Origin of the sequence: Thalassovita mangrovi (assembly GCF_009857745.1) — a bacterium.
Taxonomy (GTDB): domain Bacteria; phylum Pseudomonadota; class Alphaproteobacteria; order Rhodobacterales; family Rhodobacteraceae; genus Thalassobius; species Thalassobius mangrovi.
Genome location: NZ_WWEN01000001.1, coordinates 175889 through 194752, shown reverse-complemented (window position 1 = coordinate 194752; position 18864 = coordinate 175889). Strand labels below are relative to the sequence as shown.

19 protein-coding genes are annotated in these 18864 nt (G+C 64.2%); 6 read left to right on the top strand and 13 right to left on the bottom strand.

The window, feature by feature from the left end:
- Window positions 1-121: 121 nt before the first annotated feature.
- Genes GR167_RS00945 through gluQRS form a run of 3 tightly spaced genes read left to right on the top strand, consistent with a single transcriptional unit; the run spans window position 122 to window position 3661 of the window.
- Window positions 122-1423 carry a cytochrome-c peroxidase gene (locus GR167_RS00945; protein WP_235915804.1) on the top strand — a complete coding sequence of 434 codons (1302 nt, stop codon included), beginning with the start codon at window positions 122-124 and terminating at the stop codon, window positions 1421-1423.
- Between the two features lie 40 nt (window positions 1424-1463).
- On the top strand, window positions 1464-2807 hold the full coding sequence (gene trmFO / locus GR167_RS00940; protein WP_160971565.1) for a methylenetetrahydrofolate--tRNA-(uracil(54)-C(5))-methyltransferase (FADH(2)-oxidizing) TrmFO: 1344 nt from the start codon (window positions 1464-1466) through the stop codon (window positions 2805-2807).
- Window positions 2807-3661 (top strand): tRNA glutamyl-Q(34) synthetase GluQRS, encoded by an 855-nt coding sequence (gluQRS, locus tag GR167_RS00935; RefSeq protein ID WP_160971564.1) that lies wholly within the window; start codon window positions 2807-2809, stop codon window positions 3659-3661. Before trmFO ends, gluQRS begins: the two co-directional genes overlap by 1 nt.
- A 75-nt stretch (window positions 3662-3736) precedes the next feature.
- Here gluQRS and hisI read toward each other — a convergent pair whose 3' ends face one another.
- Complete coding sequence (gene hisI / locus GR167_RS00930; protein ID WP_160971563.1) at window positions 3737-4114, bottom strand: phosphoribosyl-AMP cyclohydrolase; 378 nt, start codon at window positions 4112-4114, stop codon at window positions 3737-3739.
- A gap of 48 nt (window positions 4115-4162) precedes the next feature.
- On the opposite strand from hisI, the gene GR167_RS00925 reads away from it, so the two are divergent.
- Complete coding sequence (locus tag GR167_RS00925; RefSeq protein WP_160971562.1) at window positions 4163-4618, top strand: iron-sulfur cluster assembly scaffold protein; 456 nt, start codon at window positions 4163-4165, stop codon at window positions 4616-4618.
- A 219-nt stretch (window positions 4619-4837) separates the two neighbouring features.
- On the opposite strand, the gene GR167_RS20330 is transcribed toward GR167_RS00925, so the two are convergent.
- The 5 genes from GR167_RS20330 to sciP form a co-directional block, all read right to left on the bottom strand.
- Entirely contained in the window at window positions 4838-4960 is a 123-nt protein-coding gene (locus GR167_RS20330; protein ID WP_268894202.1) for a hypothetical protein, read from the bottom strand.
- Between the two features lie 153 nt (window positions 4961-5113).
- Window positions 5114-7204: an ATP-dependent DNA helicase RecG gene (gene recG, locus GR167_RS00920; RefSeq protein ID WP_160971561.1), complete on the bottom strand. Its 2091-nt coding sequence runs from the start codon at window positions 7202-7204 to the stop codon at window positions 5114-5116.
- On the bottom strand, window positions 7201-9609 hold the full coding sequence (gene ligA, locus GR167_RS00915; protein ID WP_370741206.1) for an NAD-dependent DNA ligase LigA: 2409 nt from the start codon (window positions 9607-9609) through the stop codon (window positions 7201-7203). The genes recG and ligA overlap by 4 nt, the downstream gene beginning before the upstream one ends.
- Window positions 9610-9685: 76 nt before the next feature.
- The gene (ctrA, locus tag GR167_RS00910; RefSeq protein ID WP_160971560.1) at window positions 9686-10414 is read right to left on the bottom strand and encodes a response regulator transcription factor CtrA; all 729 of its coding nucleotides are present in this window, start codon (window positions 10412-10414) and stop codon (window positions 9686-9688) included.
- A gap of 122 nt (window positions 10415-10536) precedes the next feature.
- Window positions 10537-10815, bottom strand: coding sequence for a CtrA inhibitor SciP (gene sciP / locus GR167_RS00905; protein ID WP_160971559.1), 279 nt, complete (start codon window positions 10813-10815; stop codon window positions 10537-10539).
- Between the two features lie 122 nt (window positions 10816-10937).
- On the opposite strand from sciP, the gene mnmA reads away from it, so the two are divergent.
- Window positions 10938-12077: a tRNA 2-thiouridine(34) synthase MnmA gene (mnmA, locus tag GR167_RS00900; protein WP_160971558.1), complete on the top strand. Its 1140-nt coding sequence runs from the start codon at window positions 10938-10940 to the stop codon at window positions 12075-12077.
- Between the two features lie 53 nt (window positions 12078-12130).
- Here mnmA and olsA read toward each other — a convergent pair whose 3' ends face one another.
- From olsA to GR167_RS00885, 3 genes are all read right to left on the bottom strand, one after another.
- On the bottom strand, window positions 12131-12943 hold the full coding sequence (olsA, locus tag GR167_RS00895; protein WP_160971724.1) for a lyso-ornithine lipid O-acyltransferase: 813 nt from the start codon (window positions 12941-12943) through the stop codon (window positions 12131-12133).
- Between the two features lie 14 nt (window positions 12944-12957).
- Window positions 12958-13737, bottom strand: a complete 780-nt coding sequence (gene olsB / locus GR167_RS00890; RefSeq protein WP_160971557.1) for an L-ornithine N(alpha)-acyltransferase — start codon at window positions 13735-13737, stop codon at window positions 12958-12960.
- A gap of 132 nt (window positions 13738-13869) precedes the next feature.
- Entirely contained in the window at window positions 13870-14052 is a 183-nt protein-coding gene (locus GR167_RS00885) for a DUF3553 domain-containing protein (RefSeq protein WP_160971556.1), read from the bottom strand.
- 31 nt (window positions 14053-14083) lie between these two features.
- Here GR167_RS00885 and GR167_RS00880 point away from each other — a divergent pair, with 31 nt between their 5' ends.
- Window positions 14084-14683, top strand: a complete 600-nt coding sequence (locus GR167_RS00880; protein WP_235915803.1) for a histidine phosphotransferase family protein — start codon at window positions 14084-14086, stop codon at window positions 14681-14683.
- A gap of 21 nt (window positions 14684-14704) precedes the next feature.
- On the opposite strand, the gene GR167_RS00875 is transcribed toward GR167_RS00880, so the two are convergent.
- The 4 genes from GR167_RS00875 to GR167_RS00860 all read right to left on the bottom strand — a co-directional run bounded on the left by GR167_RS00875 (window position 14705) and on the right by GR167_RS00860 (window position 18821).
- On the bottom strand, window positions 14705-15964 hold the full coding sequence (locus GR167_RS00875) for a glutamate-5-semialdehyde dehydrogenase (RefSeq protein WP_160971555.1): 1260 nt from the start codon (window positions 15962-15964) through the stop codon (window positions 14705-14707).
- Window positions 15965-16005: 41 nt separating this feature from the next.
- Window positions 16006-17112 carry a glutamate 5-kinase gene (proB, locus tag GR167_RS00870; RefSeq protein ID WP_160971554.1) on the bottom strand — a complete coding sequence of 369 codons (1107 nt, stop codon included), beginning with the start codon at window positions 17110-17112 and terminating at the stop codon, window positions 16006-16008.
- On the bottom strand, window positions 17100-18137 hold the full coding sequence (gene obgE, locus GR167_RS00865; protein ID WP_160971553.1) for a GTPase ObgE: 1038 nt from the start codon (window positions 18135-18137) through the stop codon (window positions 17100-17102). Before obgE ends, proB begins: the two co-directional genes overlap by 13 nt.
- A 186-nt stretch (window positions 18138-18323) precedes the next feature.
- The gene (locus GR167_RS00860) at window positions 18324-18821 is read right to left on the bottom strand and encodes a GNAT family N-acetyltransferase (RefSeq protein WP_160971552.1); all 498 of its coding nucleotides are present in this window, start codon (window positions 18819-18821) and stop codon (window positions 18324-18326) included.
- Window positions 18822-18864: the final 43 nt, after the last annotated feature.

Here is an 18864-nt window from a genome sequence, read left to right as displayed (position 1 = left end):
GGATTCATTTCTGATTCATCATGATTCTGTAGCCTTACGGCGCAATCTGCGATCTGCTACTCTCACCGGCAAGCCCGGCCGGGATTATTTATAAATGGGATTTTTAACCATGCGGAATTTGATGACCCTCGGTGTGTTCATGCTTCAGGCCGGCCTGTCCCAGGCGGCCAGCCTGCCCGATCCCGTGAACCAGGAATCCTTCCCCGAACCTGACATGGCCCGGGTCGAACTGGGCCAGCAGCTGTTTTACGATCCCATCCTGTCGGGCAACAAGAACATCGCCTGCGCCACCTGCCATCACCCCAGGTTCGGCAGCGCCGACGGCGTGTCGCTGGCGATCGGCGAAGGCGGCGTCGGGTTGGGCCCCGACCGGGTGCTGCCCGTTGGTGCCACGGTGGACGACCGGGTGCCGCGCAACGCCCCCGCCCTGTGGAATGTCGGCGCGCGCGAATACACCGTGCAGTTCCATGACGGCCGGGTCGAGGTCGACGAGGATGAAATCTTCGGCTTCCTGACGCCCCGGGACCGGCCGCTGACCCGGATGATGCCGTCATCGCTGTCGGTGCAGGCGCTGCTGCCCATGCTGTCGGCCGACGAAATGGCCGGGCAGGAAGGCGAAAACCCGGTCGCCGACGCGGTCGAAATGGGCAACGAGAAGAAAGCCTGGGCTCTGCTGGCCGCGCGGGTCGATGCAATCCCCGAATACCGCCGCCAGTTCGACGCGCTGATCGGGGCCGACAAACCGGTCCATGCCACCGATATCGCCATCGCCATCGGCGAATTCATCAATTTCGAATTCCAGGCCTGCGAAAGCCCGTTCGATTCCTACCTCGCCGGTGACAAGACCGCGCTGAACGCGGCGCAGCTGCGCGGGATGGAGCTGTTTTACGGCGATGCCGGTTGCGTCACCTGCCATGCCGGCACCTTGCAGACCGACCATAAGTTCCACGTCATCGGCATGCCGCAATTCGGCCCCGGCAAGGGCGACGCCGAACTGGACGACCGCCCCTTCGTCGATCTGGGCCGTTTCAAGGTCACCAACGATCCCGACGACCGCTACCGGTTCCGCACGCCGTCGCTGCGCAATGTCGCGCTGACCGCGCCTTATGGCCATTCCGGCGCCTATCCGACGCTCGAAGCGATGGTGCGCCATTACCTCGACCCGGTGAAATCGCTGGTCACCTATGACCGCAGCCAGGCGATCCTGTCCAAGGCCGATGTGGTCGACGACTGGCAGGCGATGAACGAGGGGTTGGAAGTCGCCTTCATCGCCTCGGCGATCGAGGTGGATCCGATCGACATGACCGATGCCCAGATCGACGATATCCTGGCCTTTCTGAATTCCCTGACCGACGAAATGGCGGCCAAGGGGCGGCTGGGCATCCCCGAAACCGTGCCCTCGGGGCTGCCGGTCGATCGCTGAGGTCTTCCCAAACCGCTCCGCTTGCCCTACATCGCGCGGCATGGATAAGAAATTGCATATCGTCGGCGGCGGCATGGCCGGTTCCGAAGCGGCCTGGCAGGCCGCGAACATGGGCGTGGACGTGGTGATCCACGAAATGCGCCCCGAGGTCGAAACCTTCGCGCACCAGACCGGCAACCTGGCCGAAATGGTCTGTTCCAATTCGTTCCGCTCGGACGATGACGAACAGAATGCCGTCGGACTGCTGCATTGGGAAATGCGCGCCGCGAACGGGCTGATCATGGCGATGGCCGACCGCCACCGCCTGCCCGCCGGTGGTGCCCTGGCAGTGGACCGCGATCCATTTTCCGAAAGCGTGACCAAGGCGTTGCTGGACCTGCCCAACGTGACGGTGGAGCATGGCGAAATCACAGACCTGCCCGACGAGGGCCATTGGATCATCGCCACCGGCCCGCTGACCTCCTCCGCCCTGGGCGCGGCGATCCAAGCGGAAACCGGGGCCGAACGGCTGGCTTTCTTCGATGCCATCGCCCCCATCGTCTATGCCGACACGATCGACATGGACGTCGCCTGGCTGCAGTCGCGCTATGACAAGGGCGAAACCGAGGAAGAGCAAAAGGCCTATCTCAACTGCCCGATGACCAAGCCGCAATACGAGGCGTTCATCGACGCGCTGCTGGCCGCCGACAAGACCGAATTCCACGAAGGCGAAACCGCCGGGTACTTCGACGGCTGCCTGCCGATCGAGGTGATGGCCGAACGCGGCCGCGAAACCCTGCGCCACGGGCCGATGAAGCCGGTGGGCCTGACCAACGCCCACAAGCCCGAGGAAAAGGCCTATGCCGTGGTGCAGCTGCGCCGCGATAACGCGCTCGGCACGCTCTACAATATCGTCGGGTTCCAGACCAAGATGAAATACGGCGCGCAGACGGATGTGTTCCGCATGATCCCGGGGCTGGAAAACGCCAGCTTCGCCCGGTTGGGCGGCATCCACCGCAACACCTTCCTGAATTCGCCCACCCTGCTGGACGACCAGATGCGGCTGAAATCGAAACCCAACATCCGTTTCGCCGGTCAGGTGACCGGGGTCGAGGGCTACGTGGAAAGCGCCGCGATGGGGCTGCTGGCGGGCCGACTGGCGGCGGCGGAAATCCTCGGCAAGCCCTTGGACACCGCACCGCAGGACAGCGCCATGGGCGCGCTGATCCACCACATCACCGGCGGCGCCGAGGCCAAGACCTTCCAGCCGATGAACGTGAATTTCGGCCTGTTCCGCCCGCTCGAAGGTCTGCGCGGCGGCCGCAAGGGGCGCAAGGACCGCTATAAGGGCTACACCGACCGCGCAAAAGCCGTTTTTCAGGAATGGCTTGACGGGCAAAGCTGATGCAATTCAGGACCCGGTTCGCCCCCAGCCCGACCGGGCCCTTGCATCTGGGTCACGCCTATTCGGCGATGCTGGCCCATGACATGGCGCGCGCGGCGGGCGGTGACTTCCTGCTCAGGATCGAAGACATCGACCAAAGCCGCGCCCGGCCTGAATGGGAATCGCAGATTTACGACGATCTGCACTGGCTCGGGCTCAGCTGGCTGGACCCGGTGATGCGCCAGTCCGACCGCCTGTCCACCTATCGCTCAGCCTTGCAGGGCCTGTGGGATCGCGGCCTGCTCTACCCCTGTTCGTGCAACCGTCGCGACATCCTCGCCGCGCTGTCGGCGCCGCAGGAAGGGGCCGAGCTTCCAACCGGCCCCGACGGCCCGGTCTATCCCGGCACCTGCCGCCGCCAGCCCGCCCCGGGAACGCCGATGCCGGATCAGGCGCTGCGGCTCGATCTCGCCCGCGCGGTGGCTGCAATCGGCCCCGATCCCTTGCGCTTCTCGGAAACCGGCCAGCACCCGCAACAGGTCGTCATCGACCCCAAATCGCTGATCGACACGGTGGGCGATATCGTGCTGGCGCGGCGCGGCATGGGCACCTCCTATCACCTGTCGGTGGTGCTGGACGACGCCGCCCAGGGCATCACCCATGTGATCCGCGGCGCCGACCTGTTCGAGGCCACGCCGCTGCACGTCCTGCTGCAACGCCTGCTGAAGCTGCCGACGCCCATCTACCACCACCACAGGCTGATCCGCGACGACGCGGGCAAACGGCTGGCCAAGCGCGACGACGCCCGCGCCATCGCCAAATACCGCGCCGAGGGCGCTACGCCGCAGGATATCCGCGCCATGGTCGGGCTCTGATCTTCTTCTGTTCAACAATATCCCGGGGGAGTCGTTGAAAATCGTCTCGATTTTCTACGGCGGGGGCAGCGCCCCCTATTCCATCGGCTTCATCAGCTCGACTTCCTCACCGCCCCGCACCGCCGTGTAGAAACAGCTGCGTCGGTTGGTGTGGCAGGCCGGGCCGGTCTGATTGACCAGCACCAGGATGCAGTCGCGGTCGCAATCGACGCGCAGATCGACCAGTTCCTGCAGGTGGCCGCTGGTTTCGCCCTTGACCCAGAAACTCTGCCGCGATCGGCTCCAATAGGTGACCTTGCCACTGTCCAGCGTCCGCTCGACCGCCTCGCGGTTCATCCAGGCCATCATCAGAATCTCGCCGGTTTCGGCATCCTGGGCGATGGCCGGGATCAAGCCATTGTTATCATACTTTAGTGTCTCGGCGTCGAAGGACATGGCAAAAACCTTTTGCATCTGCGGGTCATGACCCTATTTATGGGGAACCTGCCGAAAGGAAAAGCCATGGGCGAAAACAACGACCTGATCAAACTCTATTCGGCTCGGATTCTCGAACTGGCGGCCGATATCCCGCATACCGAGCGGCTGGAAAATCCGGATGCGACGGCCAAGCGCCGCTCGCCGCTTTGCGGCTCGACGGTGACGGTGGACGTGGCGCTGAAGGACGGCCATGTCGTCGATTTCGGCCAGGACGTGAAAGCCTGCGCCCTAGGCCAGGCCGCGGCCTCGGTGGTTGGTGCCAATATCATCGGCTGCACCCGCGACCAGATCGAACGCGCGCGCGATGAGCTCAAGGCGATGCTGAAATCCGACGGCCCCGCCCCGCAGGCGCCGTTCGACGGGCTCGAAGTGCTGCGCCCGGCGCGGGAATACAAGAACCGCCACGCCTCGATCATGCTGGCGCTCGAAGCGACGCTCGACGCCATCGACAAGGCGCGCGAAGAAGCCAGCTGCGCCTGATCGCGCCGCGCCTTCCCCCGACACCCATCAGATAAAAGAACCGCCGCGCGCCCGTTGGGGCGGCGGCGGCAAGGTCGCACGGGTTCCGCTGCGGTCCGGCATCCCGTCAAAGGGGGAAGAGGCATTCCCGGTGACGTGGGACAGGCAGTGTCACATTGAGCATTCTGGGGAAGAACGCGGACGGGGCCGGCCGGAGCCCGTGCAGGCAGAAACTCTCAATCAGGCCAGAAGCGGCAGGTAGAGGCCGATCATGAACATGGTGATCAGGGCCGCCGCGCCAATGACATCGGCTAAAAGCGTATCCTGCGACCGGTCGATGATGGATTTGATTTCGCGAAACATCGGCGTCTCTCCTGCTGCAAATCTTTTGTTGCCACTTTGTTCTCATATCACCCGAGTCGAGTAAAGAACTTTTTGAGAACATTTGCGAACATAGGAGAACAGAAAGGTGGAACATCCCCGCCGCGAGCCGCGACCGGCAGGAAGAGGCGAGCGTTAACCCACTGAAATTAAACGGATCGCCTGGTCCTGCTCCATCAGCCACAGCAGGATGCGCGCGGCGCGGCCGCGTTCTCCTTCCAGCTTCGGGTCCTCGGCTAAAAGCTTGCGCGCATCCGATTGCGCCACCGCCATCAGCGCCGATTGCCGTTCCAGATCGGCCACCCGGAATCGCGGCAGGCCCGATTGCGCGGTGCCGATCAGGTCGCCCGCCCCGCGCATTTCCAGATCGACCTCGGAAATGCGGAACCCGTCCTCGGTATCGCGCAACGTGGTCAGTCGCTTTTCTCCGCCCTCGGTCAGTGGCGGCTGATACATCAACAGGCAGGTGGATTCGGCACTGCCGCGCCCGACCCGTCCGCGCAGCTGGTGCAGTTGCGCCAGGCCGAAATTTTCCGCCCGCTCGATCACCATGATGGTGGCGTTGGGCACGTTGACGCCGACCTCGATCACCGTGGTGGCGACCAGGACGGAGGTTTCGCCGGCAACGAACCGTGCCATCGCCGCGTCCTTTTCGGCCGGCGCCATCTGCCCGTGAACCAACCCCACGACGCCTTCGCCCAAGGCTGCGCGCAGGTGCTTGAACCGTTCCTCGGCCGCCGTCAGGTCGCTGACTTCGCTTTCGTCCACCAGCGGGCAGACCCAATAGGCCTGCCGCCCCTCGGCCACCGCGCGGCGCAGGTGGTCGACCAGTTCCTCCATCCGGCCCGCCGAAATCAGCACGGTCTTGATCGGCTTCCGGCCCGGCGGCTTTTCGTCCAGCACCGACACGTCCATATCGCCATATTGCGCCAGCGCCAGCGATCGCGGGATCGGCGTGGCGGTCATCACCAGCACGTCGGCGCCCTCGCCCTTCTTGCCCAGCTCCAGCCTTTGGCGCACGCCGAAGCGGTGCTGTTCGTCGATCACCGCCAGCCGCAGATCGTGGAATTCGACGTCTTTCTGGAACACCGCATGGGTGCCCACCAGCATGTGGATGTCGCCGCGCGCCAGCGCCGCCAGCTTGGCCTTCCTTTCCGATCCCTTGTCGCGCCCGGTCAGGATTTCCACCACCACACCCGCGTCTTCGGCCAGCGGCCGCAGACCTTCCAGGTGCTGCCGGGCCAAGATTTCGGTGGGTGCCATCAGCACGCCCTGCCCGCCCGCTTCGACCGCGAACAGCAGCGCCATGAAGGCCACCAGCGTCTTGCCCGCGCCCACATCGCCCTGCAGCAGCCGGTTCATCCGCAAAGGCGCGGCCATGTCGGCCTGGATTTCCTCGATCGCGCGGCTTTGCGCGCCGGTGGGCTTATAGGGCAGCGCGGTCAACACCCGGGCCTGCAACGCGCCGGTGCCCTTGGTCCGGTGCCCCTTGGCGCGGCGCAGGTTGCTGCGCGCCAGCGCCAGGGTCAGCTGATGCGCCATCAATTCGTCATAGGCCAGCCGTTCGCGCGCAGGGGCCGTCGCGGCGATGTCTTCGGGCCGTTCGGGGGAATGCGCGGCGCGGATCGCGTCGGCCCAGTCGGGCCAACCGGCCTGCCGCTTCTGTTCCGCATCGATCCATTCGGGCAGGTCCGGTGCGCGCGCCACGGCCGAGCGCACCGCCTTGCTCATCTGTTTCAGGCTGACCCCGGCGGTCAGCGGATAGACCGGTTCAAAGGCCGGGATTTCGCCCGCTTCCTCGACCGGCAGCATGTGATCGGGATGCACCATCTGCGCGATGCCGTCGAACATTTCGACCTTGCCCGACACCACCCGGCGCGATCCCACCGGCAGCACGGAATTCAGGTACTGGTCGCGGGCGTGGAAGAACACCAGCTGGAACGAGGTTTCGGCATCCTCAACCGTCACCCGGTAGGCGCCGCCGCGCGAGCGTGGCGGGCGATGGGCGCCCACCGTGACCTCGACGGTGATCACATCGGGCAGAACCGCACCGCGCACCGTGTCGCGCCGGGCCCGGTCGATGCCCGAATGCGGCAGGGTGAAGATCAGGTCGCGCGGCCGCGAAATATCGAGCTGGGCAAGGTTCTGCGCCGTCTTGGGGCCGACGCCCTCAAGCGTTTCCAGATCCGCGAAAAGCGGGAAAAGCTGTTCCGGCCGTCCGCTCATAGCCCCTCGATCAATTCCAGCCAGGCGTCTTCGTCGATGGTCTCGACCCCCAGTTCCGCCGCCTTCTTCGCCTTCGATCCCGCGCCGGGCCCCGCGACCAGCAGGTCGGTTTTCTTGCTCACCGAACCCGACACCTTGGCGCCAAGCGCCTCGGCGCGCGCCTTGGCCTCGGCCCGAGTCATTTTCTCCAGCGTGCCGGTGAACACCACGGTCTTGCCCGCCACCGGGCTGCCTGCGGTTTCCGGCGCTTCCACCGCCTGGATGTTCAGTTCATCCACTAGCCGGTCAATTGAAGCACGTTCGGCGGCTTGCGTGAAGGCGGTGACCAGCGCCACGGCGACGGTCATGCCGATGCCGTCGACACCGACCAGATCGTCCCAGGCCGCGCGCGCCTCGCGCGAAGGCGCGGGGTCTTCGGCCCAGACCTTGGCGCGGGTATCGGTGATACGGGCGCGGCGGCCATCGCGGGCGGCCTCGGCGCGCTCGGCGACAACCGCCTCTTCAGCCTTCAGATGCCGGTCGAGCGCCGGGCGCGCGACATCGAGCGCGCCGATCATCGCCTCCCAGGTCGAATAATGCTTGGCGAGGTCCGAGGCCACGACTTCGCCCACATGGCGGATGCCAAGCGCGAAGATCACCCGGTTGAGTGGGATCACCCGTTTCTCATCGATCGCGGCGAACAGGTTCTGCGCCGATTTTTCGCCCCAGCCCTTCACCTGCGCCAGCGGTTTGCCCGCCAGGTGGCGGACGCCCGCGATCACATGATCGACATCCTGATCGTCCACCGGCACGCCCGAGGCGCGCAGCATCTCGGCCAGTTTTTCCAACAGCTCGGCCCGGCGTTCGGGGTCGCTCATCTGCTGGAGGATGCGGTCGCGCGGATCGGCGGTCAGCTGTTCGGGATCGCCGTCGCGCGCCTGCAATTGGAAAATGTCGGCCGGTTCGGTGATCCGGCAGGTGTAATAGAAATATTCCACCTGCTTGGCGCCCAGCCCTTCGATGTCGAAGGCCGCACGCGATACGAAATGTTTCAGCTTCTCAGTCGCCTGCGCCGGGCAGATGATGCCGCCGGTGCAGCGGCGCACCGCGTCGCCCTCTTCGCGCACCGCTTCGGACCCGCATTCGGGGCATTTGTGCGGGAACACATAGGCCACCGCGTCTTCGGGCCGTTTCGACAAATCCACATCGGCCACTTTCGGGATCACGTCGCCGGCGCGGTACACCTGCACCCAGTCGCCCACCCGGATATCCTTGCCGCCGCGGATTTCCCCGCCCTTGGCATCGCGCCCGGCGATGTAATCCTCGTTATGCAGGGTGGCGTTGCTGACAACCACGCCGCCCACCGTCACCGGGGTCAGCCGCGCCACCGGGCTCAGCGCGCCGGTGCGGCCGACCTGGATGTCGATCGCTTCCAGCCGGGTCCAGGCCAGTTCGGCCGGGAATTTATGCGCGATGGCCCAACGCGGCGTGGTCGACCGGAAGCCAAGCCGACCCTGCAGCGACAGGTCGTTGACCTTGTAGACCACGCCATCGATGTCATAGCCCAGCGTGGCGCGTTTCTGTTCGATCATCCGGTAATGGTCGATCATGTCGCCGATCCCGTCGCACAGCCGGGTCAGGTCGTTGGTCTGGAACCCGAGCGTCGCCAGACGGTCGATCGCGCCCTTCTGGGTCTCGGCCAAGGGTTCCGACAATTCGCCCCAGCCATAGGCGAAGAATTTCAGCGGCCGTTCGCGGGTGATTTCCGGGTTCAGCTGGCGCAACGATCCGGCGGCGGCGTTACGCGGGTTGGCAAAGGGCTTGTCGCCCTTATCGGCCTGCCGTGCGTTCAGCGCCTCGAAATCTTCGTGACCCATGTAAACTTCGCCGCGCACTTCCAGAACCTCGGGCGCGCCGGTCAGCACCTGCGGGATATCGGCGATGGTGCGGGCGTTTTCGGTGACGTTTTCCCCCACCTCGCCATCGCCGCGCGTCGCCGCCTGGATCAGCCGCCCGCCCTCGTAGCGCAGCGACAGGCTCAGCCCGTCGATCTTGGGTTCGGCCGTATAGGAAACCGGATCGCCCCGGCCCAGATATTTACGGATGAAATCATCGAATTCCTGAACGTCTTCGTCTTCGAAGGCGTTACCCAGCGACATCATCCGCACCGCGTGGGTGATCTTGCCGAATCCCTCCGCCGGGGCGGCGCCGACCTGATCGGTCGGGCTGTCAGCGCGTTTGAGATGGGGAAAGCGATCCTCGATCGCCGCGTTGCGCAGTTTCAGCGCGTCATATTCGGCATCGGAAATTTCGGGCGCATCCTTGCCGTGATAGGCGATATTGGCCTGCGACAGCAGCCCCGACAGACGCTCCAGTTCCGCCTTGGCTTCCGCTTCACTCAATTCTTCGATGGCCTTGTCCGACACCCTGCTGCGCCCCCTGTTCAATCGCTGAAAGTGATAGGGGTGCGAAGGGGCGAGGTCCAGAGCGGAGCGTCAGATTTCAGGCGCTGACGGCGACGTATTCTTGCCCGGCCTCTGCCTCGGCGCTGAGCGGTTCGGGATCGCGCAGAACATAGCCGCGGCCCCAGACGGTTTCGATGTAATTTTCGCCGCCGGTGGCGGTGCTGAGCTTCTTGCGCAGCTTGCAGATGAAGACGTCGATGATCTTCAGCTCCGGTTCATCCATGCCGCCGTAAAGGTGGTTAAGGAACATTTCCTTGGTCAGCGTGGTGCCCTTGCGCAGCGACAGCAACTCCAGCATCTGGTATTCCTTGCCGGTCAGATGCACCGTCTTGCCGTCGACTTCCACCGTCTTGGCGTCGAGGTTGACCAGGATCTTGCCGGTGCGGATCACCGATTGCGAATGGCCCTTGGAGCGGCGGATGATGGCATGGATGCGCGCCACCAGTTCTTCGCGGTGGAACGGTTTGGTCAGGTAATCGTCGGCGCCGAATCCGAACCCCTTGAGCTTGCTTTGCATGTCGTCGGCGCCCGACAGGATCAGGATCGGCGTTTCCACCCGCGCCCGGCGCAGCTGTTTGAGCACGTCATGCCCGTCCATATCCGGCAGGCCCAGGTCGAGAAGGATGAGATCGTAGTCATAGAGCTTGGCAAGGTCGATGCCCTCTTCGCCGAGGCTGGTCGTGTAGACGTTCAGACTGGCGTGGGTCAGCATCATTTCGATGCTTTTCGACGTGGACGGGTCGTCTTCCACCAACAAAATACGCATTACGATTCTCCATTATCGGCAGTGATACGGGTCTTGATAGAATTAACCGTGAACAAAAAAGGTTAACCACACGTTATCATAGACCATCCGATAATGAAAATTACCTATGGGCGAGTTTCCTCCTATGGGTGTCGGAATTCCTGCAAGGAGGTGACCTTGAGCGCCTTTTCGCCATGGGTCGCCAGCGCTGCCTTCCAATCCTGGAACTCCTCTTCGCTCAGCGCATAGCGTTTCAGCGCCTCTTCCTTTGAAATCAGCCCGAACATCACGCCGCGCACCACCGCAGCCTTGCGGCTGGCCACCCATCGGCGCGTATTCGGCGGCGGCAGATCCGCCTGAGTCATCACCGTTCCGTCGGGAAGTTTAACGGCGCGCGGCCCTTCCACTTTCTTCAAATACATCGCCCTGCTCCTTCAAGAGATGCAAAGCAGTGTTGCGGTGGAGGTTTAACGGGAAGTGAAAGCGGCCCTTGAGAGTATCTTCAATTTACCTATATTGCAGGCTTTCCAGAGGAACCGCGCGTATGTTGGACGACAGCACAAAACTGAATTCGCTTGGCTTTGCCAAACCCCCGTCGGAAACCCGGGTGGTCGTCGCCATGTCCGGCGGCGTGGACAGTTCCGTGGTCGCCGCGCAACTGGCCGAGGAAGGCTATGACGTGGTGGGCGTGACGCTGCAGCTGTACGATCACGGCGCGGCACTGGCCAAGAAGGGCGCCTGCTGCGCCGGCATCGACATCCACGACGCCCGCCGGGTGGCCGAGGAAATGGGTTTCCCCCATTACGTGCTGGATTACGAAAACATCTTCCAGGACGCGGTGATCGACGAATTCGCCGACAGCTACCTGGCCGGGGCCACGCCCGTTCCCTGCATCCGCTGCAACGAGCGGGTGAAGTTCAAGGACCTGCTGGAAACCGCCAAGGACCTGGAGGCCGATTGCATGGCCACCGGCCATTACATCCAGCGCAAGATGGGTGAAAACGGCCCCGAGTTGCACTGCGCCGAAGACGCCAACCGCGACCAGAGCTATTTCCTGTTCTCGACCACGCCGGAACAGCTTGCTTTCCTGCGTTTCCCGCTGGGGCACCTGCCGTCGAAGGACGCCACCCGCGCGCTGGCGGCGAAATACGGGCTGGCGGTGGCGGACAAGCCCGACAGCCAGGATATCTGCTTCGTACCGAACGGCAACTACGCAAGCGTGATCGAAAAACTGCGCCCCGGCGCGGCGGAACCGGGCGAAATCGTGCATGTGGACGGTCGGGTCCTGGGCAGCCACAAGGGCGTGATCCATTACACGATCGGCCAGCGCCGCGGCCTTGGCATCGGCGGGCTGGACGAACCGCTTTACGTGGTCAAGCTCGACGTCGACAAGAAACAGGTCGTGGTCGGCCCGAAGGAAATGCTGGCGACCCGCACGGTGCCGGTGCGCGAAATCAACTGGCTCGGGGACGAGCCGTTCGATTCGCGCCCCGAATGGCACCTCAAGGTCAAGGTCCGCTCCACCCGGCCGCCGCGCGAAGCAATCGTCCGGCCGTTGTCGCCCACTACCGCCGAGGTGGACCTGCTGACGCCAGAGGAAGGCGTGAGTCCGGGCCAGGCCTGCGTGTTCTACGATCCCGACAGCAGCCGCATCTTCGGCGGCGGCTGGATCTGGAAGGGCTGAGGCGGGCGAAATCCGGCACGGATTGCGCGGGCGTTTTCTGTTCCGGAAAACGCCTAGCCGCGCCGCTCGGGCGGCATGCCCGAGCGCACCACCTCTTCGACATGGGCGGCCAGCGTCTTGCGGTTGGGGAAATCGTCGACCCGGATGGGTTCGTGGTAAACGACCTCGACCGATCCCTGTTTCGGCGCCGCCAGCACCTTCAGCAGATGCCCTCCGAAATCCATTTCGCCCCACCAGCCATAGAACCTGTCATCCGCGCCCTCGGGCGCGCGATAGATCACGGTGACCGGCTGGATATGCATTTCATGGCGCAGGTGATCGCTGAAGAACGCCTGAAAAAGCGTTGATTTAAATGGCAAAACCACCATCCCGTCGGTCGATGTGCCTTCCGGGAAGAACAGCAGCTTGTGACCGGCCAGCAAACGATCCTCGAAGACCTGCTGCTGGACCTTCGCCTCTTTGCGGTCGCGGTTGATGAACACGGTGCCGGTGGCGCGCGCCAGCCAGCCGATGCCGGGCCAGCCCGCGACCTCGGATTTCGACACGAAATAGATCCGCTTGCGCGCGTTCAGCGTGAAGATGTCGAGCCAGGACGAATGGTTCGCCACCACCGCGCCGCGCAGTTCCATCCGCTGGCCGTGGGTCTTGAACTCCATGCCGAGGATGCGGAAGGCCTTGCGGCAGACGAATTGGGTGATATGCGGCGTTACGGGGCGGTGCAGGCCGTAGATCGGCCGTTCCACCAGACGCAGCAGCAGCAGGATCAACAACCCGCCGAAGACCAGCAGCGCCAGCGTCACGCCGCGCAGCGCCACTCTGATCCAGCCGGTGAACGGGATCGGCTCAGGGATCGGTTCCGGCGGCATGTCCCAGCTTGCGTTCACCGCGCAACCTCTTTGGTATAAATGCTTTTCTGCTTTTCGTTCAGGCGCTCGGTATCCATGATCAGGCACACGTCGGTGGTGTTGAAATCATGGTCGATGAAAGCGCCGTCGCCGACGAACCCGCCGAGCCGCAGATAGGCCTTGATCAGCGCCGGCACCTGCACCATCGCCGCGCGCCGGTCGAGCTGATCCTTGGGCACGATATTCATGTCGGCATAGTGATCGGGCTGCGCGCGCACCCGCAGGTCGGGCGGCGCCAGGTGGTTGTGATAGAGCATCGACAGCGGCTGCGCCAGCGCCTGCAGGTCGGTGCCGTGAAAGCTCGCCACGCCGAACAGCACCTCGATCTCATGTTCGAACACATAGGCCGCCAGCGCGTTCCACAGGTGATACATCGCCGCCCCGCCGCGATAGTCGGGATGCAGGCAGGACCGGCCCAGTTCCAGCAGCTTGCGGCCGCTGTCCTTCAGCACGCTCAGATCGTATTCGTCCTCGGAATAGAACTGCCCCACCGCGCGGGCCTGATCGTCGCGCAGCAGACGGTAGACGCCCACCACCTGCTCCATCGCATCGCCCTCGCGGGCGTGATCGATCAGGATCAGGTGGTCGAAATAGGGATCGAAACGGTCCTTCTCCAGCCGGTTTTCGTGGTCTACCATCGCCCCGCCGGCGCCGAGTTCCTCGACAAAGACGGCGTAGCGCAGCCGTTGCGCTCCCTGCAATTCGGCCTCGTTCTCCGCCAGCTTCACAGAAAATTGCGGCGTGCTCTTGGCCATCAGGTCTTTCCAATCCCTCGTTTTTCAGGGGTTTTAGGCAAGCGATTGCCAATTGGCAACCTAGCGGATTCTTTCGCGTTTGACGCGATCGAAACTCCCCCTATGGTGGTGTTAGCGATTTACTAACTAATCCTATTCATCAAAGACCGGCACCAATTCGACGCGGGTTCCATCAATGACCACTTTGCCCGCTTCGCGGAAATTCACCGTGACCTTGCCGCCGATATTGGATTGCACCTGTCCGATGCCCCAATCGGGCTGTGTCGGATGGCGCACCAGCATGCCGGGTTCGAAGAAGGATGTAAGATTGGTCATGATCTTGGCCGCCTAGGGAGGGAGGATTCTTTTGAGGCATTCTAATCAAAGTCTGACCCAACTGGTAGGGTCGCGCATCTGTCACGACCTGATCAGCCCGATCGGCGCGATCGGCAACGGGTTGGAACTAATCCAGATGCAATCGCAATGGACGGACAGCCCGGAACTGGCGCTGATCGCGCAAAGCCTGCATCACGCCAGCGCGCGGATCCGGTTTTACCGGATCGCCTTCGGCCTGGCCTCGGACACGCAGCAGCTGGGCGTCGGCGAAATCAGCTCGATCCTGGCCGACATGACCCGCGACGGGCGGGTGTCCTATGACTGGCAGGGCGGCGAAGGCTGCGCGCGTAGCGAATTGCGGCTGGTTTTCCTCGGGCTGCTGTGCCTGGAAACCGCCTTGCCGCTGGGCGGCGGCATCGCCATCACCTCGTATGACGGGCGCTGGCAGCTGCGCGGCGCGGGCGACCGGATCAGGTGGGAAGACGGCGCATGGAGCGGCGATGTCATTAATACAGCAGGGGAAATCGGCGCCGACCGGGTGCAATTCGCCCTACTGTTGGACGAGTTGCAGCAGCAAGGGCGCGATTTGACGACCGAGGTTGGTGACACTTCGGCCCTCATTTCATTCTGACGCGGGGGGCGCTGCCCCGGATCAGGCCCGCGTGGTGCCGTCGCCTTCGACCAGGTATTTGAAACTGGTCAGCTGGGTCGCCCCCACCGGGCCGCGCGCGTGCATCTTGCCGGTCGCGATACCGATTTCCGCCCCCATGCCGAATTCGCCGCCATCGGCGAACTGGGTCGAGGCGTTGCGCATCAGGATCGCGCTGTCGAGCCGTTCGAAGAACTTGTCGGCGGCCGCGTCATCCTCGGTGATGATGCAATCGGTGTGGCTGGAACTGTAAGTTCGGATGTGATCGATCGCCCCGTCCAGATCGTCGACCACCTTGGCCGCGATGATGCTGTCGAGGAATTCCTTGCCCCAGTCCTCTTGCGTGGCCGGAACGGTGCCCTCCAGCGCGATCCCTTCGGCACGCACTTCCACGCCGCCGTCGATCAGCGCGCGGATCAGGTCGGCGCCCAGGGTTTCGGCGATGTCCTTGTGGATCAGCAGGCATTCGGCGGCGCCACAGATGCCGGTGCGGCGGGTCTTGGCGTTCATCACCACGCGCAGCGCCTTTTCGGGGTCGGCCGCCTTGTCGACGAAGATATGCACGATGCCTTCCAGGTGGGCGAACACCGGCACCCGCGCTTCGCGCTGTACCAGCCCGACCAATCCCTTGCCGCCGCGCGGCACGATCACGTCGACGTAATCGGTCATGGTCAGCAGCGCCTGCACCGCCGCGCGGTCGCGGGTCGGCACCAGCTGGATCGCGTCTTGCGGAAGGCCTGCGGCCTTCAGCCCCTCGACCAGGCAGGCATGGATCGCCTGCGAGGAATGGAAACTTTCCGAGCCGCCGCGCAGGATCACCGCGTTGCCCGATTTCAGGCACAGCGCGCCGGCATCGGCGGTCACGTTGGGGCGGCTTTCATAGATCACGCCGACCACGCCCAGGGGCGTGCGGACGCGGCGGATATGCAGTCCCGTGGGCATGTCCCATTCCGCCATCACCTCGCCCACCGGATCGTCCTGGGCTGCGACGGCGCGCAGGCCGTTCACGATGCCCTCGATGCGGTCCTCGTTCAGCAGCAGGCGGTCAAGCATCGCCGGGCTCAGCCCCTTGTCGATGCCGAATTGCATGTCCTTTTCATTGGCGGCGATGATTTCGGCCCGGTTGGCCCAGACCGCGTCGGCCGCCGCGTCCAGCGCCTTGCGCTTGACCTCGGCCGGGGCATAGGCCAGCTCGGCCGAGGCGGCCTTGGCGCGTTTGCCCAGATCGGTCATCAGGGCGGTGATGCTGTCGGTGTCTTTCATGTCTCGGCCCTCGAAGTTTCGTCTATTCTATCACGGCGCCGTCACAGCGCCATATCGTCCCGGTGGATCAGGGCCGCACGGCCCGGATAGCCCAGCAGGTCCTCGATCTCGTCCGACCGGTGGCCCTTGATGGTGAAGGCTTCCTTCGCGGTATAGCGTGTCAGCCCCTGCCCCAGCTTGTGCCCGTCCGGCCCCAGGATCGCCACCGGATCGCCGCGCCCGAAGACGCCGGTGATCCCCGACACGCCCGCCGGAAGCAGGCTCTTGCCGCTTTGCAGCGCCTTGACGGCGCCCGCATCCACCACGACCTCGCCCTTGGGCTTCATCGCCGCGATCCAGCCCTTGCGCGCTTGTTGCGGGTCGCCCTGGGCGCTGAACCAGGTGGCGTTGGCGCCTTCGTCGAGCGCCTTCAGCGGACGCATCACCGATCCTTCGGTGATCGCCATCGCGCAACCCGCGCCGGTGGCGGTCTTGGCCGCCATCAGCTTGGTCTTCATGCCGCCCTTGGACAGGCCCGACCCGGCATCGCCCGCCATCGCCTCGATCTCGGGGGTGATGTCGTCGATCACGTCATAGCGGTGGGCGTTCGGATCGTCGTTGGGGTTGGCGGAATAGAACCCGTCGACATCCGACAGCAGGATCAGCTGATCGGCGCCCACGGTGACGGCGACCTGCGCGGCCAGCCTGTCATTGTCGCCATAGCGGATTTCATCTGTGGCGATGGTATCGTTTTCGTTGACGATCGGCACCGCGCCCAGCGTCACCAGCGTTTCCAGCGTGGCGCGGCTGTTGAGATAGCGGCGGCGGTCGGCGCTGTCTTCCAGCGTGACCAGAACCTGCGCGGTGGTGATGCCATGCGGGGCCAGCACCTCCTCATAGGCGCGGGCCAGGCGGATCTGCCCGACGGCGGCGGCGGCCTGCGATTGTTCCAGCGCCAGTTCGGTGGCGGGCAGATGCAGCACACCGCGGCCCAAAGCGATGGAGCCAGAAGAGACCAGGATCACATCCGCCCCCTGCCCCTTGAGCCACGCCACGTCCTCGGCCAGTCCCTTCAGCCAATCGGCGCGCAGATCGCCGGTTTTGCGATCGACCAGAAGCGCCGACCCGATCTTGACGACGATCCGCCGGGCCTCGGTCAGGGTTGCCACGAGTCGTCTTCCTCTTCGGGGGCGTTGCGGCGCAGCCGGTCTTCGTCGATCTGCGCCCGCAGCGCGCGCAGCACGTTGTCGGTGCCTTCGCCCGACACGCCCGACATCAGCAGAACCTTTTCGCCGCAAGCCTCTTCCAGCTCGGATTTCAGGAATTCGCGTTCCTCGTCGTCCAGCGTGTCGATCTTGTTCAGCACGGTGACGCGCGGCTTTTCGGCCAGATCGCCGCCATAGGCTTCCAGTTCGCCGATGATGGTGTGGTAATCCTCGATCAGCGTGCCGGAGCTGCCGTCCACCAGGTGCAACAGCACCGCGCAACGTTCGACATGGCCCAGGAACAGATCGCCCAGGCCGCGGCCTTCGCTGGCGCCCTCGATCAGGCCGGGAATGTCGGCGACGACGAATTCCACCCCGTCGATGCCCACCACGCCCAGGTTCGGGTGCAGGGTGGTGAACGGGTAATCGGCGATCTTCGGCCGCGCGTTCGACGTCGCTGCCAGGAAGGTCGACTTGCCCGCGTTGGGCAGGCCCAGCAGGCCCACATCCGCGATCAGCTTCAACCGCAGCCACAGCGTGCGTTCGACGCAATCCTGCCCCGGATTGGCCCGGCGCGGCGCCTGGTTGGTGGCGGATTTGAAATGCAGGTTGCCCCAGCCGCCATTGCCGCCCTTGGCCAGCAGCACGCGCTGACCAACCTCGGTCATGTCGGCGATCAGAGTTTCTTCATCCTCGTCGAGGATTTCGGTCCCCACCGGCACCCGCAGCACGATGTCGTCGCCATCGGCGCCGGTGCGTTGCTGGCCGCGGCCCGGTTTGCCGTTACCGGCGAAGAAATGCTGCTGATAGCGGAAGTCGATAAGCGTGTTCAGCCCATCCACTGCCTCGGCCCAGACCGAGCCGCCGGTGCCGCCGTCGCCGCCATCGGGGCCGCCATATTCGATATACTTCTCGCGGCGGAAGCTGACACAGCCATTCCCGCCGGAGCCGGAGCGAATATAGACCTTTGCGAGATCGAGAAATTTCATCTGTTTGCTTTCTGATCGGTTCGGCTAGCGGATACGCTATTCCTTGGCGCTTCTCAAGCTGCGCCGGCGTTCCGCCAAAATTCCATAGGGTGAGTATCGGTTGCGCGGACGGGCCACAGGGGCCACCGGCCGCGTCAGTCTTTCAGCACGACCGGCTTTATGGTCGTGGCATCGTCATGGGCTGTTTCATGGGATTTGCCGCCCCGACAACCAATCGCCCCGGCCGATGGCGAAATCCACCGCGCCCAGATCGGCGTTGCGCGCCTTGCAGAACCCCTCGCTGCGGCCCAGTTCGCGCATGCCGCATTTGACCATCACCCGCATCGAGCCGGGGTTGTCGTCCCAGGCCGAGGCGGTGATCCGGTCGCGGGTTTCGTCCTGAAAGCCGCGTTCGATCATCATCGACACCGCTTTGGTCATGATCCCGCGGCCCCAGAAATCCTTGCGCAGCGTATAGGCCAGATCGCCGTCTTTCAGCCCGATCGTGCCAGCGAAATGCCCGTCGACCTCGATCACCTGGACCCGGCCGTCGCGCATCTCCGGCGCATTCATCCGCATCCGGGTGAATTCGGGATCGGCGGGCCAGGGCCATGTCGACGTCATCTTCACGGTGTCATAGTCGGACATCATGTCCTGCATGGACTGGAAGTCTGCGTCGCGAATCTGTCTCAGTCGAATAGTCATATCCTTCGCCCCTTGTCGCGCCCGAAGGCAAAGTACGGGCGCG